This is a genomic window from Pseudomonas sp. NPDC089530, from assembly GCF_050280705.1.
Classification (GTDB): domain Bacteria; phylum Pseudomonadota; class Gammaproteobacteria; order Pseudomonadales; family Pseudomonadaceae; genus Aquipseudomonas.
Genome location: NZ_JBNNVU010000022.1, coordinates 58,335 through 71,990 on the forward strand (window position 1 = coordinate 58,335; position 13,656 = coordinate 71,990).

Sequence of the window (13,656 nt, forward strand, 5' to 3'; positions counted from 1 at the left end):
TGAGGGAGACAACATCCCCGCGCAGTACGGGGAAACAGCTCAACCGGTAATCAGGTTGCCTTTGAGGAACACTTCGCGGCGTTGTTTGCGGCCCACATACTCATGCTTGCTGGCCTGGTAGACCTCGCTGAACTTTTCCGCGCGGATGCCCGGTAGTTGCTCGAGGTACTCCTCGACCAGCGCGTCGTACCGCGCTTCGGTAATCAGCTTGTAGATTTCGCGGCGGTAGAAGAAGCCCAACTGAAAACCCAGGGTTTCGCTGGGGTGGGGTGAGCTGGTCGCGAAGCAGTTCTCGAAGTCGATGGCCTTGAGCGGAGCCCGGGGGCTGATCATGATGTTGCCGGCCCAGAAATCCATGTGGGTGATGTTCTTTTGCGCGAGGGAGTGCAGCAGGCCGAAGGCGTCGCGGATAAAAGGCTCGATCTTGCCCGGGTTTTCGCGCAACCACTGTACGCCGTCAATGTAGTCATCCAGCAGGCGGGTGATGATGAAGTACTCCTGCACCAGCCCCAGGCGGTCCCGGGTATGGCCGAATCCTTCGAGGTCGGACATCTGCGCGCCGCGTCGCTGGGCTTCGGCGGTGTTGATCAGCTCTTCCAGCGGCCAGTCGAAGCGGCCGTTGCGCTGGGGCTTGCCCAGGGTGACGCGCACTTTCGCCTTGAAGGTATCCAGCGGTTGTACCTTGGCGAACAGCGGCGTCTCGCCGGTTGCCAAGGGGGCGCTGGCGCGGGTCTGTTTGTGTGCGTGGCGTTGGCGGATGAGGCGTTCGAGGGCTGCGCTGGCGTCTGCCGACGGCCTTTCGCGAAGGTGCAGGGTGGTATTCAGAAAGCAGAAGGTAAAAGGGTAATCGCGTTGAAATGGCTGACTGCTGAGCACAGAGGCTTCCTGCCGTAATGTCGAGTGGCCATTATTTTAATATTTTTTTCACAAATCTGTAACAAAATTCAGACAAGTCTTACATCTATTTAGGAATTTTCTTGTATGGCGCCCCTTGACGGAGGGGCGTCCCGAGAAAGTCAGTCTCGATCAAAACGGCGCCGGGCACTCGAAGCGCAGGCGTTCGCCACTCTGGGGATGAGTGAAGCTGAGCATGCTGGCGTGCAGGCACAGGCGCGGCCAGGCGGCCAGGGCTTGCGGGTGGGCGTACAGGCCGTCGCCCAGCAGCGGATGACCGATGGACAGCATGTGTACGCGCAACTGGTGCGAGCGCCCGGTGATCGGGGTCAGCTCGACCCGGCACCAATCGCCGCAGCGTTCCAGTACCCGCCAGAAGGTCAGGGCGTGCTTGCCGAATTCGTGATCCACCACGTGCCGCGGTTTGGTCGGCGGGTCGTAGCGCAGGGGCAGGTCGATGCTGCCGCTGTCCAGCTCCGGCTGGCCCCAGCACAGGGCGGTGTAGGCCTTTTCGGTCTCGCGGTCGTGAAACTGCCGGGACAGTTCGCGGTGGGTATCGGGGTCGCGGGCCAGCAGGATGATGCCGGAGGTTTCCCAGTCCAGGCGATGGACGATACGGGCTTCCGGGTAACCGTTTTCCTGCAGGCGGGTGATCAGGCAGTCCTTGTTGTCATCGGCCCGGCCGGGCACGGAGAGCAGCAGGGTGGGTTTGTCCACCACCAGAATGGCGGCGTCCTGATGAATGATGCGGATATTCGACAGCGGCATTAAAACAGCCTCGTAACAAACGCCAACGGCGGCGCGATCGCCCCGGCTTCTGCAGAAACCGAGGGATCGAGCCGCCGTGGCTCCAACCTGATCGATCAGCGATCAGGCAGGGTGATATTGAGTTCCAGGATCGAGCAGCTGCCCTGGTTTTCCAGAGCGACATGCACATCATCGGACCCGATATTGACGTACTTGCGGATTACTTCCACCAGTTCCTTCTGCAAGGCAGGCAAGTAATCAGGGGTGCTGCGCTGGCCGCGTTCATGCGCCACGATGATCTGTAGACGCTCTTTCGCTACCGAGGCGGTACTTTGCTTTTTGTTGGCACGAAAGAAGTCAAAAAGGTTCATTACCTACCTCCAAACAGGCGCTCGAAGAATCCCTTCTTCTCGACATTCAGAAACCGATGTTCTTTTTCCTTGCCCAGCAAGCGATCGACGGTATCGCTGTAGGCCTGGCCGGCATCGCTCTGGTCGTCGAGGATGACTGGGATACCCTGGTTGGAGGCCTTGAGCACGGCCTGGGACTCAGGGATGACGCCCAGCAGTCGAACGGCGAGGATTTCCTTGACGTCTTCGACGCCAAGCATTTCGCCCTTCTCGACACGCTCCGGGTGGTAGCGAGTGATCAGCAGGTGCTCCTGGATCGGCTCTTCGCCTTTCTCGGCGCGACGGGACTTGCTGGCCAGCAGGCCCAGCATGCGGTCGGAGTCACGGACCGAGGAAACTTCCGGGTTGGTCACGACTATCGCTTCGTCGGCGAAGTACATGGCCAGGTGGGCGCCTTTCTCGATACCGGCCGGGGAGTCGCAGACCACGAAATCGAAGGTCTCCTTGAGCTCCATCAGCACTTTTTCCACGCCTTCCTGGGTCAGCGCGTCTTTGTCGCGGGTCTGACTGGCGGCCAGCACGTAGAGGTTTTCCAGGCGCTTGTCTTTGATCAGGGCTTGCTGCAGGTTGGCTTCGCCATTGACCACGTTGACGAAGTCATACACCACGCGACGCTCGCAACCCATGATCAGGTCGAGGTTACGCAGGCCGACGTCGAAGTCGACGATGACTGTTTTGTGGCCACGCAGAGCGAGACCGGTACCGATAGCGGCGCTGGTGGTGGTCTTACCCACACCACCCTTGCCGGATGTAACCACGAGAATCTTGGCCAAGGTGTTTCACCCCTAAGGAAAAAGGACTTTCAGCCCCTGAAAAACATCTCTATGAAAAACTACTGCAGTCGGACAGCCTTGGCTGGAGGTCGGCCAGCATTGCTGATGACCTGCTCCTACTTCGTTTGAGCCGTTTTCGCTAGGTTTTAGAGATGCTTGGAAAATGCGGCAGTATCCGTTAAAGACGTGTGATGTTCAACACGTCACCCGACAGGCTGACCTGGACTCCGGCCCCCCACAACGGATCGCGTCGCAGGTCCTCGGAAACCTTGTACTGGCCGGCGATGGACACCAATTCAGCGCTCAACTGCTGACAGAAAATCCGTGCCTTGGTATCGCCCTTGACCCCGGCCAGCGCCCGGCCGCGCATCGGGCCGTATACATGGATATTGCCATCGGCGAGAAGTTCCGCGCCCGGGCTGACCGAGGAAGTCACCACCAGATCGCCACCCTGGGCATAGATCTGCTGTCCACCGCGTACTGGCGAAGTGATGATCCGGGTGGGTTTGATCGTGGGTTCAGGCGGCTTTTCGGGCTGTTTCCGGACTTCGCTTTCCGGCGGTTCGAGGGGCCGTTCACGGGCGCCGGAGGGCGGCAGGACCGGCAGGTCGACGGCGATGGCGGCGGCGATGTCCTCGATGCGGCTGGCGCGGATCGCCAGGGTGCGCAGGCCATGGTGACGGCAGACGCGCATCAGGCCTGGCAGATCGACGGCGCCTTCGCTGGCCGGCAGCTTGTCCAGGGCCAGTACCAGCGGGGCGTTGCTGAAGAAATTCGGGGCTTGCGCGACCTTCGCCGCCAGTTGGCGATCGAGACCTTCGAGGTCGTTTCGGGCCAGTTCCAGCACGGTGATGGCCAGCATGCTGCCCTTCAACTGGAACACCGGGTCCAGGTTTTGCGATTCGGTTTGGCTCATGGTCGGCATAAAGCGGCTTGTCACTAAAAGTGCCGAGACTTATAACGAGAACGCCTGCGGGCCGCAAGCCGGGTCGAACCGATGTAGAATGCGCGACCTTGTTGTCTGTCCGGAATCTGTAATGGATCGCCCGCGTTTTCGAGCTGCATTTCTTTATCCCCGTTTCTGGCCGCTGTGGCTGGGCCTGGGGTTGCTATGGCTGGTGGTCCAGCTGCCTTATCCGTTGTTGCTGGGGATCGGTCGGGCCCTGGGTGCATTGATGTACCGGGTGGCCGGCGAGCGCCGGCGGATCGCCAAGCGCAACCTGGAGCTGTGTTTCCCCGAGAAGTCCGCGGCCGAACGCAAGCGTCTGCTCAAGGAAAACTTCGCCTCCACCGGCATCGCCTTTTTCGAAATGGCCATGAGCTGGTGGTGGTCCAAGCGGCGCCTGGCGCGCCTGGCCCATGTCGAAGGCCTGGAGCACCTCAAGCAGGCCCAGCTTGAAGGCAAGGGCGTGATCCTCATGGCCCTGCACTTCACGACCCTGGAAATTGGCGCGGCGCTGCTTGGCCAGCAGCACACCATCGACGGTATGTACCGCGAGCACAAGAACCCGCTGTTCGATTTCATCCAGCGTCGCGGTCGCGAGCGGCACAACCTGGATTCCCTGGCGGTGGAGCGCGAAGACGTGCGTGGCATGCTCAAGCTGCTGCGCTCCGGACGGGCCATCTGGTACGCACCGGACCAGGACTACGGCGCCAAGCAGAGCGTGTTCGTGCCCTTGTTCGGTATCCAGGCGGCGACCGTCACCGCCACCAGCAAGTTCGCCCGGCTGGGCAAGGCCCTGGTGGTGCCTTTTACCCAGCAGCGGCTGGCCGATGGCAGCGGTTATCGCCTGGTGATCCATCCGCCGCTGGAGGATTTCCCGGGGGAGACCGACGAGGCCGATTGCCTGCGCATCAACCAGTGGATCGAAGGCGTGTTGCGTGAGAGTCCGGAGCAGTACCTGTGGGCGCACCGGCGTTTCAAGAGCCGTCCGCCAGGCGAGCCGAAGCTGTACAAGAAGCGCGGTTGACATTATCGCGTTAGATTGAAAGCCCCTTTTAGCGCCATGGAGTGTTGCGATGAGCCCAGCGGAACCGGTCACAGGATTGATTCTTTCCGGCGGCGGGGCGCGTGCGGCATATCAGGTGGGGGTGCTGGCGGCGATTGCCGAATTGCTGCCGGCCGGGGCGAGCAATCCGTTTCCAGTGATAGTCGGGACCTCGGCCGGGGCGATCAATGCGGTCAGCCTGGCCAGCGGGGCAATGGATTTCACCGCGGCCATCGAGCGTCTCACGGCATTCTGGCAGGGCTTTCGCAGCCATCAGGTGATCCGCAGCGACTGGCCCGGGGTCATCCGCCAGGCCACCCGGTTCGTCGGCCACAGCCTGCTCGGCCTGGGTGCCCAGGTGCCCGTGGCGCTGCTCAACAGCTCGCCGCTGCGGCACCTGTTGAACGAAAAACTGCAGCTGTCCGGCATTCGCCAGGCCATTACGCAGAAACATCTGAAGGCGGTAGCGGTCACGGCCTTCGGTTATGAGTCGGGCCAGGCGGTGACCTTCTACCAGGGGGGCGGCACCATCGATGCCTGGCTGCGCCACCGGCGTATCGGCCTGCCCACCGAGCTCACGGTCGAACATTTGCTGGCCAGCTCGGCGATTCCACTGCTGTTCGCTCCGGTGAAAATCGACCAGGAGTTCTTCGGCGACGGCGCGGTGCGCCAATCGGCGCCCATCAGCCCGGCCCTGCACCTGGGGGCCAGCCGGGTGCTGGTGGTCGGGGTCAGTGGCAACCCCCGTGGCCTCGATCCCGAGGCGCCTCAGCAGCGTTCCTACACCGGGCAGCAGCCGACGCTGGCGCAGATCGGCGGGCACATGCTCAACAGTACCTTCATTGACAGCCTGGAAAGCGACATCGAACTTCTGCAGCGTCTGAACCAGTTCAGTCATCTGCTGCCGTCGAGTGCGCCGGTCCGCACCCTGGGCGTGGCCCCGGTGGAGGTGCTGGTGATTGCCCCCAGCCAGCCGATCGATGAAATCGCCGCGCGTCACCGGCAGGAACTGCCAGCGGCGCTGCGCCTGTTCCTGCGCGGGCCGGGGGCGACCAAGACCAGTGGGGCGGGGGTTCTGAGTTATCTGTTGTTCGAGGCGGGGTATTGCAGCGAGTTGATCGAGCTGGGGCGCAGCGATGCCCTGGCCAAGCGCGACGAGTTGAGGCAGTTCCTGGGCCTGACGGCGGCGGCAACCGCCTGAAAACGGCGCGAGCAAGCTCGCTCCTACAGGGAGTACCGCGTTCTGTAGGGCAAGCCTGCTCGCGACAGGTCGTTTGAGGGGAGGGCTCAGGCCGTCAGTTTGTCATCGCGGAAGTCCCGCAGGGCCTGTTCGATTTCTTCCCGGGTGTTCATCACGAACGGGCCGTATTGCACGATCGGCTCGCCCAGTGGCTTGCCAGCGATCAGCAGCACACGGGCGCCATCTGTGCTGCTCAACTGGAGTTCACCCAGGTCGGACAGGCGCACCAGCTTGCTGCTGGCCACCGGTTGCGGGTGCCCGGGCAGATCGATCTGGCCTTCATAGACATACAGCAGCGCCCGGTGCCCTTCGGGCAGGCGCGGGCTGATGCTGGCGCCCGCCGGCAGGCGCAGGTCGAAGTAGTGGGGCTCGGTGTCCGGGCGTTCGACGGCACCGGTCTGCTGCAGTTGGCCATCATCGAAGCGGCCGGCGATCACCACCACCTCCACGCCATTGGCGGTGGTCAGGCGCGGGATGTCCTGGGGTTGAATGTCCCGGTAGCCGGCCTTGTCGAGCTTGTGCTTGCCCGGCAGGTTCAGCCACAGCTGGAAGCCGCGCATCACGCCTTCTTCCTGTTCCGGCATCTCGCTGTGGATGATGCCCTTGGCAGCGGTCATCCACTGCACGCCACCGCCCTCCAGCAGGCCGACGTTGCCCAGGTGGTCTTCGTGGCACATGCGGCCTTCGAGCATGTAGGTGACGGTTTCGAAACCGCGATGGGGGTGGGGCGGGAAGCCGGCGATGTAGTCGTCGGGATTCTCCGAGCCGAACTCGTCGAGCATCAGGAACGGGTCGAAGCGCTCGACACCCTGGCCACCGAAGACCCGGGTCAGTCTGACGCCGGCGCCGTCCGAGGCGGGTTGGCCGGTATGGACGCTGAGTACTTTGCGAAACTGAGTCATCGATGCAACTCCTGATCAGGTTGGAATGAGCGACATGCTATGCCAGCTCAACTGATCGATGGTTGCGAATATCGGCGTGTTGTTATCGATTTATTCGATGTGATCCGTTCCCGTAATCAGTGCGGGAACGGACCTCGCAGCATCAGAAGTGATACTTGAGCAGCAGGCTGGCGGTGTTCTGGTCGGTGTCGAAGTAAGGGGTATCCTTGACCCCGTACTTGTTCTTCCAGTAGTCGTACTCGATACCCACATACAGCTGTTTGGCGCCCAGTTTCAGCGCCTTGCCCAGGTCGTATTTGATCTGCGGGTTGATGTGCAGGTTGGCGTGGTACTCGCCCTTGGAGTTCCTGTCATTGTCCACCACCCAGTCGATGAAACCGTCGACCAGAATGTCCGAGCTACCCACGGGAATGGTGTAGGACCAGACCGGAGTGATCTGCCAGACATTGTCGCCGGCACGGCTGCCTTCGGTCTGACGGTTGTAGAAGTTCAACTGGAAGTAGTCGAAGCCGGGAATTGCCAGGTCGAAACCCGGACCGATCAGATAGGACTCGTTATCGCCTTCACCGAACTCGTAAGTCATGGCCAGCAATACGTCCTTGATCGGACCGAACTCCAACTTCTGATCGAAGATCTTGCCGAATGAAAGACGTGGGCTGAACTCGCCGTAATAAGTGTTCGGGCCGACGTTGCCGTCCTTTTTACCGTTGTAGAAGATCTTGTCGACAAACAGGAAGTTGTCGCCGTACTTCCAGGCATCGGCATGCTCGAAAGTTACAGTCTGCTGAATTTCCGGGTTGATCGCGAAGTCTTTGCCGTAGAGGTAAGTCAGGCTGTTGTTCTGCCATTGCAGCAGGTCGCCGGCCGTGGCCTGGGCCCCTGCCAGCAAGGACCCGGCAAGCATCATGCCTTTACAGATGCGGTTCATTCGGTTGCTCCCAAAAGTAAGTGGTTCCACGTTTTTTCTTTAAAAGCCGGTGCTCTGGTGTGGCACCTTTCATTGGCTGAAAAACTATCCGTTCGGTCAGCTTCTTTGCTGATAGCAAGGGCTGAGCCAAGGCGAAAAAAATAAGCGCAAAGACTCCCGAGCGGCTGCGAATACAGGCGATCGAGAGTGAATTCGGTTTTAAATCGGTACGCCTTGGTACTTTCCAGAGGCCGGGATAAGTTGGCTTTCTGGTCAGGTTTTAAGTCCGGGCTTTTTTTTTCACCGGATTCAGGCGGCCGCGGAGAATACTGGCTCCCACGGCCTTGCTCAAGTGCCCCGCAATAGCGCACTTGCAACAACTTTGGGGCGCGCTGGCCGGCCATTCTAGAAATGCACCTTCACCAGCAGGCTGGCGGTGTTCTGGTGGGTGTCCAGCTTGGCACTGTCCTGGATGCCGTACTTGTCTTTCCAGTAGCTGTACTCGAGGCCGACATACAGTTGCTTTTCGCTCAGGCTCAGGGCCTTGCCCAGGTCATATTTGATCTGCGGATTGATATGCAGGTTGGCGTGGTAGGTGCCGCGGTCGTTGCGGTCGTTGTCCACCACCCAGTCCAGGTAACCGTCGATCAGCAGGGTCGAGCGGCCGAGCGGGATGCTGTAGGACCAGGTCGGCGTGATCTGCCAGACCCCGTCGCCGGGGCGCGGCCCTTCGGTCTGGCGCCGGTAGAAGTTCAGGGTGAAATAGTTGAAGCCCGGTACGGCGAGGTCGAAACCGGGGCCGATCAGGTAGGCCTCGCTGTCGCCCTCGCCATATTCGTAGGTCATGGCCAGCAACACGTCCTTGACCGGGCCGAAGGCCAGCGAGCGGTCGAAGATCTTGCCGAACGACAGCCTTGGGCTGAACTCGCCGTAAAAGGCGTGGGGGCCTTTGTTCGGGTCTTCCTTGCCGTTGTAGAAAATCTTGTCGACGAACAGGAAGGTGTCGCCGTATTTCCACTTGTCGGCATGTTCGAAGGTCACCGTCTGCTGGATCGACGGGTTGATCGCGAAGTTCTTGCCGTACAGGTACGTCAGGCTGTTGGTCTGCCACAGCAGCAGATCGCCGGCCATGGCCTGGGTCGTCGCCAGCAGCCCGCCGCTCAGCAGCAGGCGTGTGTGGGGATGTCTCATCGTGTTGCTCCCTGTTTGTTTTTATTTTCAAGGCGCAGGCAGCCGCCGACTGCGACCGGGCATTGCCGGGTCTGCCTGTCGTGCGTCTCTTTCGGGTAACGACGGTCAAGCGGGGGCGGCCATCGAGGCCGCCCCGTTCGGGCTTCAGTGCTGGTGGGCGTGGCAGGCGTTGCCGGCGGCCCGTTCGGTACCGCCCAGGATGTTGAACAGCAGGTTCAGGGCCAGGGCGCTGAGCGTCGCCATGGCGATGCCGCTGTGGGTGATCGGGCTCATCCACTGGGGCAGGTGGGCGAAGAACTCCGGACGTACCACCGGGATCAGGCCCATGCCGATGCTCACCGCCACCAGCAACTGGTTGCGGCGGTCGGCGATGTCGGTTTCCTGGAGGATCTTGATCCCGGTCGCCGCCACCATGCCGAACATGGCGATGGCCGCGCCGCCCAGCACCGCCGGTGGAATCGAGGCCACCAGGAAGGCGGCCTTGGGCAGCAGGCTGAGGACGATCAACAGGCCGCCGGCGACCAGGGTCACCGAGCGGCAACGCACGCCGGTCATCTGCACCAGGCCGATGTTCTGGGCGAACGAAGAGTGGGTGAAGGTATTGAGGAAACCGGCGAAAAACGAAGCGCCGGCATCACACAGCAGGCCACGCCGGAGCATGCGCGGGGTGACTTCCTGGCCGGTGATTTTCCCCAGGGCGAGGAACATCCCGGTGGATTCGACAAAGATGATCACCACCACCAGGCACATCGAAAGGATCGGCGCCAGGTGGAACTGCGGCATGCCGAAATGCAGCGGCGTGACCACCTGCAGCCAGGGCGCCTGGGCCATGCCGCTGAGGTCGACCATGCCGAGCAGGCCACAGAGCACGTAGCCCAGGCCCATGCCGATCAGCACGGAAATGTTCACCCAGAAACCGCGCATGAAACGGTGCACCAGCAGGATGGTGCCCAGTACCAGCGCGGCGATGCCGAGGTAGATGGGGGAGCCGAATTCGGCGTTGTGGCTGCCGCCGCCCGCCCAGTTCACCGCGACCGGGAACAGCGACAGGCCGATGGAGGTGATGACGGTGCCGGTGACCAGGGGCGGGAAGAAACGCACCACCCGGGACATGAAAGGGGCGATGAGCATGCCGAAGAACCCGGCGGCGATGGTCGCGCCAAAGATGCCCGGCAGGCCGATACCGGGCATGCCGGCCATGGCCACCATGCTGCCCACCGCGGCGAAGCTGGCGCCCATCATCACCGGCATGCGGATGCCCATGGGGCCGATGCCGAGGGATTGCACGATGGTGGCGATGCCGGCGACCAGCAGGTCGGCATTGATCAGGAAGGCGATTTCTTCACGACTCAGACCCGCGGCCTGTCCGATGATCAGCGGCACCGCAATGGCGCCTCCGTACATCAGCAAGACATGCTGCAAGCCGACCAGGATCAGTTGCAACAGGGGCAGTCGCTGAATGGCGGGTGCGTCGGGGATGCGCGGTTCGGTTGACACGGACATGCAACACCTCGGGTCTTTTTTATTCTTGTGATTAGAAAGCTGTGTGGTTGCGAACAGCTTTTTGCAGCAGGCCAACCGCGTTGCGGTTGCTCGCGGGGCTGCTCGCTCCTGCAGGTTTTCACCGGTTGCAGGAGCGAGGATTGTCGCGATGGTTTTTCAGCGGTGACTCAGTTGGTGTGCGCCCCCTGGTTGATCCAGGCGCCGATCAGGTCGCGTTCCTGCTGGGTCATCTGGGTGATGTTGCCCAGCGGCATGATCTGGCTGGCTACCGCCTGGGCCTGGATCCGTGGCGCCTGGAGCTTGATCTGCTCCGGGGTGTCGAACATCACGCCGGCCGGCGCGGCGCTGAACAATGGGCTGGTGGGCTTGGCCGAGTGACAGACCGCGCAACGCTCCTGAATCACGTTATGCACCTTGTCGAAGGACGGGCCCTGGGTCGTGGAGGCCTGGGCCGGAGCTGCCAGAGCCGCTGCGGCTTCTGGCTTGGCACCGCCGCCGAGGGCGGTTTCCGGCAGGGGCTGGTACTCGATCTTCGCCGGGGCCTTGGCCACGTCCGGAGTGTTGGCCATTTGCGCGGGACCGGTGACGTAGGCCAGGCAGATCATGCCCAGGGCGGCGACCGGCAGGGTCCAGGCGAACTTGTGGCTGTCGTGGCGGGTGTTGAAGTAGTGCCGCACCAGCACCGCCAGCACCGCGATCCCGGCCAGGATCAGCCAGTTGTACTGGCTGCCGTAGGTGCTCGGGAAGTGGTTGCTGATCATGATGAACAGCACGGGCAGGGTGAAGTAGTTGTTGTGACGTGAACGCAGCAGGCCCTTGGCCGGCAGGGTCGGGTCCGGGGTGCGGTTTTCCGCGATGGCGGCCACCAGCGCGCGCTGGGCCGGCATGATGATGCGGAACACGTTGCCGACCATGATGGTGCCGATGATGGCGCCCACGTGCAGGTAGGCGCCGCGACCGCTGAACACCTTGCTGAAGCCATAGGCCGCGGCGATCAACAGCACGAACAGGATGAAGCCGAGCAGGGCGGGTTTCTTGCCCAGGGGCGAGTCGCAGAGGAAGTCGTAGACGAACCAGCCGGCGATCAGGGCGCCGATGCCGATGGCCACGCCTTCAGGGCCGGTCAGGCCGCTGCCGGGCGCAACCAGGTAGAGCATCGGGTTGTAGTAGAACACCAGGCAGAGCAGGGCGATCCCCGACATCCAGGTGAAGTAGGCTTCCCACTTGAACCAGTGCAGGTTCTCCGGCATCGAGGGTGGGGCCAGTTTGTACTTTTCCAGGTGGTAGATACCGCCACCGTGGATCGCCCAGAGGTCGCCCGAGAGGCCGTCCTTGGGGTTGACGCGATTGAGGTTGTTTTCCAGCCAGACGAAGTAGAACGACGCACCGATCCAGGCCACGCCAGTAATCATGTGAACCCAACGCACGCTCAGGTTGAGCCATTCCAACAGATGTGCTTCCACAGTCTTTACCTCTTGCCTGTCACCCTTGTCGTCGAGTGATCAGGCCTTCTCTTATTGGTGGGGGGCGAGGAGCAGACACTCATCCTCTTCAAAGAAATGCTCATCGCAGTTATTGCCTGTGCCACTGCGATCAACCACCAGGAAGTCATCCCGCTTTTCGATCGTCAGCACCGGGTGGTGCCAGACGCCGCGATGGTAATTAATGCCCTGCCTGCCATTACTGACAAAGGCGCGGACCAAGCCCGATACAGGTGCATCGCCAAGTGGCGCGACCACGATCAGAAAGGGGTTGCCGAGCAGCGGAATGAAAGCCTGGCTGCCCAGCGGATGGCGCTCCAGCATGCGGACGGTCAAGGGCATATCCAGCGCGTCGGCGCGGAAGATGCTGATGATCGCCTTGTCGTCCGGCGTGGCGGTTTCCACGGTGGCCAGACGATGGAAGCGCATGGTCGAACCGTTGTTGATCATGAAGTGATCGCTGCCGTCGGTTTCAATCACGTCACCGAAGGGGGCGAAGGCTTCTTTGGTCAGCGGTTCGATCGTCAATGTGCGCATGCTGTTCTTCTTGCTCTGTGAATTCGAATGTTCAGTCAGTCGTTTCGGTAGGAGCGAAGCTTGCTCGCGATGGCGTCCGACCGGACAGCAGATGTCGATTGGACAACCGCCATCGCGCGCGAGCTGCGCTCCTACAGGCTTGGCATTACTTCGCGACCTTGCCCAGGATCCGCAGGCGGCTGACACCACCGTCCGGGAGTACGTTCAGGCGGATATGGGTGATCGGGCCCAGGGCCTTGATCTGCTCGGCGAAGGTGTGTTCGGCGTGCATTTCCAGCTTCTGGCTCGGCAGCAGTTCACGCCAGAACAGCGACTGGGTTTCGATCTGGCTGTCGGTGCCGCCCTTGACGAAGGCGCCCTGGATCGAGCAGCTGTCCGGGTAGTTGCCCTTGAAGTGCAGGGTGTCGACGACGATCTTCTCGATCTCGCCCGGATGACCCAGGGCGACGATCACCCAGTCATTGCCGGGGGTACGACGACGCGCGGTTTCCCAGCCGTCGCCCATGTTGATGCCACGGCCCGGGTTGAGGATGTTGCTCATGCGGCCGAAGTGTTCGTCGGAGCAGGCCAGGGCGCGGCCACCGTTGAGGGCGGCGGCCAGGTCGACCTGCTCGTTGTCGCCGACCGCCGTCCAGTCGCGGTACGGAATGCCGTGCACACGCAGGCGGGCCACGCCGCCATCCGGGTAGATGTTGAAGCGCAGGTGGCTGAACGGCTGGTCGTTGCTGATCTCGTGGTAGTGGTGGCTGTTGCCCTGCAGCTCGACGGCTGGCAGCACTTCCACCCACTGGGTGTTCTCGTTCGGCTCGCCTTCGGCCAGGAAGCAGGCTTCCAGGGATGCCGACGGCGGGAAGTTGCCGGTGAAGAATGAGGTGTCGATGTCCACACCCTTGATCTGGCCGGGCACGCCCAGGCGGATCACCGCGCTGTCGTAGCCTTCGAAGCGCTTGCGGCGCGACTCCCAGCCGTCCATCCACTTGCCGTTGTCATCGAATACGCCCTCCTTCCATACGGCCGGGGTCGGCTGGGGGTCTGGTCTTCGGCATCGGCAAGGGTCTTGTCCACCACCGTCGGGGTGGGTTG

Annotated in this window: 15 protein-coding genes; 2 read left to right on the top strand and 13 right to left on the bottom strand. The window is 62.0% G+C overall.

The genetic code is table 11. The features are described 5' to 3' along the window. Positions 1-39: 39 nt before the first annotated feature. From ACQKQA_RS11630 to minC, 5 genes are all read right to left on the bottom strand, one after another. Positions 40-876: a hypothetical protein gene (locus tag ACQKQA_RS11630; RefSeq protein WP_427557029.1), complete on the bottom strand. Its 837-nt coding sequence runs from the start codon at positions 874-876 to the stop codon at positions 40-42. 150 nt (positions 877-1,026) lie between these two features. After that, positions 1,027-1,662 (bottom strand): RluA family pseudouridine synthase, encoded by a 636-nt coding sequence (locus tag ACQKQA_RS11635; protein ID WP_427557031.1) that lies wholly within the window; start codon positions 1,660-1,662, stop codon positions 1,027-1,029. Between the two features lie 95 nt (positions 1,663-1,757). Further along, positions 1,758-2,012, bottom strand: coding sequence for a cell division topological specificity factor MinE (gene minE / locus ACQKQA_RS11640; protein ID WP_027620024.1), 255 nt, complete (start codon positions 2,010-2,012; stop codon positions 1,758-1,760). Further along, positions 2,012-2,824 (bottom strand): septum site-determining protein MinD, encoded by an 813-nt coding sequence (gene minD, locus ACQKQA_RS11645; protein WP_427557035.1) that lies wholly within the window; start codon positions 2,822-2,824, stop codon positions 2,012-2,014. Before minD ends, minE begins: the two co-directional genes overlap by 1 nt. Positions 2,825-3,002: 178 nt before the next feature. Continuing rightward, positions 3,003-3,740: a septum site-determining protein MinC gene (gene minC, locus ACQKQA_RS11650; RefSeq protein ID WP_427557037.1), complete on the bottom strand. Its 738-nt coding sequence runs from the start codon at positions 3,738-3,740 to the stop codon at positions 3,003-3,005. Positions 3,741-3,861: 121 nt separating this feature from the next. On the opposite strand from minC, the gene ACQKQA_RS11655 reads away from it, so the two are divergent. Together ACQKQA_RS11655 and ACQKQA_RS11660 are read left to right on the top strand one after the other, a co-directional pair. Further along, positions 3,862-4,794, top strand: coding sequence for a lipid A biosynthesis lauroyl acyltransferase (locus tag ACQKQA_RS11655; protein WP_427557040.1), 933 nt, complete (start codon positions 3,862-3,864; stop codon positions 4,792-4,794). Between the two features lie 49 nt (positions 4,795-4,843). Further along, complete coding sequence (locus tag ACQKQA_RS11660) at positions 4,844-6,013, top strand: patatin-like phospholipase family protein (RefSeq protein ID WP_427557043.1); 1,170 nt, start codon at positions 4,844-4,846, stop codon at positions 6,011-6,013. A gap of 86 nt (positions 6,014-6,099) precedes the next feature. Here ACQKQA_RS11660 and ACQKQA_RS11665 read toward each other — a convergent pair whose 3' ends face one another. The 8 genes from ACQKQA_RS11665 to alc form a co-directional block, all read right to left on the bottom strand. Then, on the bottom strand, positions 6,100-6,954 hold the full coding sequence (locus tag ACQKQA_RS11665) for a pirin family protein (RefSeq protein WP_427557045.1): 855 nt from the start codon (positions 6,952-6,954) through the stop codon (positions 6,100-6,102). A gap of 142 nt (positions 6,955-7,096) precedes the next feature. Then, a complete protein-coding gene (locus ACQKQA_RS11670; RefSeq protein ID WP_427557047.1) occupies positions 7,097-7,882 on the bottom strand; it encodes an outer membrane protein OmpK in 786 nt (261 codons plus the stop codon). After that, complete coding sequence (locus ACQKQA_RS11675; RefSeq protein WP_427557049.1) at positions 7,879-8,265, bottom strand: hypothetical protein; 387 nt, start codon at positions 8,263-8,265, stop codon at positions 7,879-7,881. The genes ACQKQA_RS11670 and ACQKQA_RS11675 overlap by 4 nt, the downstream gene beginning before the upstream one ends. 1 nt (position 8,266) lies before the next feature. After that, positions 8,267-9,052, bottom strand: coding sequence for an outer membrane protein OmpK (locus ACQKQA_RS11680; protein ID WP_427557052.1), 786 nt, complete (start codon positions 9,050-9,052; stop codon positions 8,267-8,269). Positions 9,053-9,196: 144 nt separating this feature from the next. Next, a complete protein-coding gene (locus tag ACQKQA_RS11685) occupies positions 9,197-10,555 on the bottom strand; it encodes a nucleobase:cation symporter-2 family protein (protein ID WP_427557055.1) in 1,359 nt (452 codons plus the stop codon). A gap of 167 nt (positions 10,556-10,722) precedes the next feature. Further along, positions 10,723-12,018: a urate hydroxylase PuuD gene (locus tag ACQKQA_RS11690; RefSeq protein ID WP_427557057.1), complete on the bottom strand. Its 1,296-nt coding sequence runs from the start codon at positions 12,016-12,018 to the stop codon at positions 10,723-10,725. A gap of 51 nt (positions 12,019-12,069) precedes the next feature. After that, entirely contained in the window at positions 12,070-12,573 is a 504-nt protein-coding gene (locus tag ACQKQA_RS11695; protein ID WP_427557060.1) for an ureidoglycolate lyase, read from the bottom strand. Positions 12,574-12,718: 145 nt separating this feature from the next. Beyond that, positions 12,719-13,656, bottom strand: a 938-nt coding sequence (alc, locus tag ACQKQA_RS11700) for an allantoicase (RefSeq protein ID WP_427557063.1), incomplete at its 5' end; no start/stop codon positions are given.

Bases quoted from the DNA above. Each gene is read 5' to 3' on its own strand.
- minE (WP_027620024.1), bottom strand. From the start codon at position 2,012: ATGAACCTTTTTGACTTCTTTCGTGCCAACAAAAAGCAAAGTACCGCC.
- ACQKQA_RS11665 (WP_427557045.1), bottom strand. From the start codon at position 6,954: ATGACTCAGTTTCGCAAAGTACTCAGCGTCCATACCGGCCAACCCGCC.
- ACQKQA_RS11655 (WP_427557040.1), top strand. From the start codon at position 3,862: ATGGATCGCCCGCGTTTTCGAGCTGCATTTCTTTATCCCCGTTTCTGG.
- ACQKQA_RS11670 (WP_427557047.1), bottom strand. From the start codon at position 7,882: ATGAACCGCATCTGTAAAGGCATGATGCTTGCCGGGTCCTTGCTGGCA.
- ACQKQA_RS11680 (WP_427557052.1), bottom strand. From the start codon at position 9,052: ATGAGACATCCCCACACACGCCTGCTGCTGAGCGGCGGGCTGCTGGCG.
- ACQKQA_RS11685 (WP_427557055.1), bottom strand. From the start codon at position 10,555: ATGTCCGTGTCAACCGAACCGCGCATCCCCGACGCACCCGCCATTCAG.
- ACQKQA_RS11675 (WP_427557049.1), bottom strand. From the start codon at position 8,265: ATGGCCGGCCAGCGCGCCCCAAAGTTGTTGCAAGTGCGCTATTGCGGG.
- minC (WP_427557037.1), bottom strand. From the start codon at position 3,740: ATGAGCCAAACCGAATCGCAAAACCTGGACCCGGTGTTCCAGTTGAAG.
- ACQKQA_RS11660 (WP_427557043.1), top strand. From the start codon at position 4,844: ATGAGCCCAGCGGAACCGGTCACAGGATTGATTCTTTCCGGCGGCGGG.
- ACQKQA_RS11635 (WP_427557031.1), bottom strand. From the start codon at position 1,662: ATGCCGCTGTCGAATATCCGCATCATTCATCAGGACGCCGCCATTCTG.
- ACQKQA_RS11695 (WP_427557060.1), bottom strand. From the start codon at position 12,573: ATGCGCACATTGACGATCGAACCGCTGACCAAAGAAGCCTTCGCCCCC.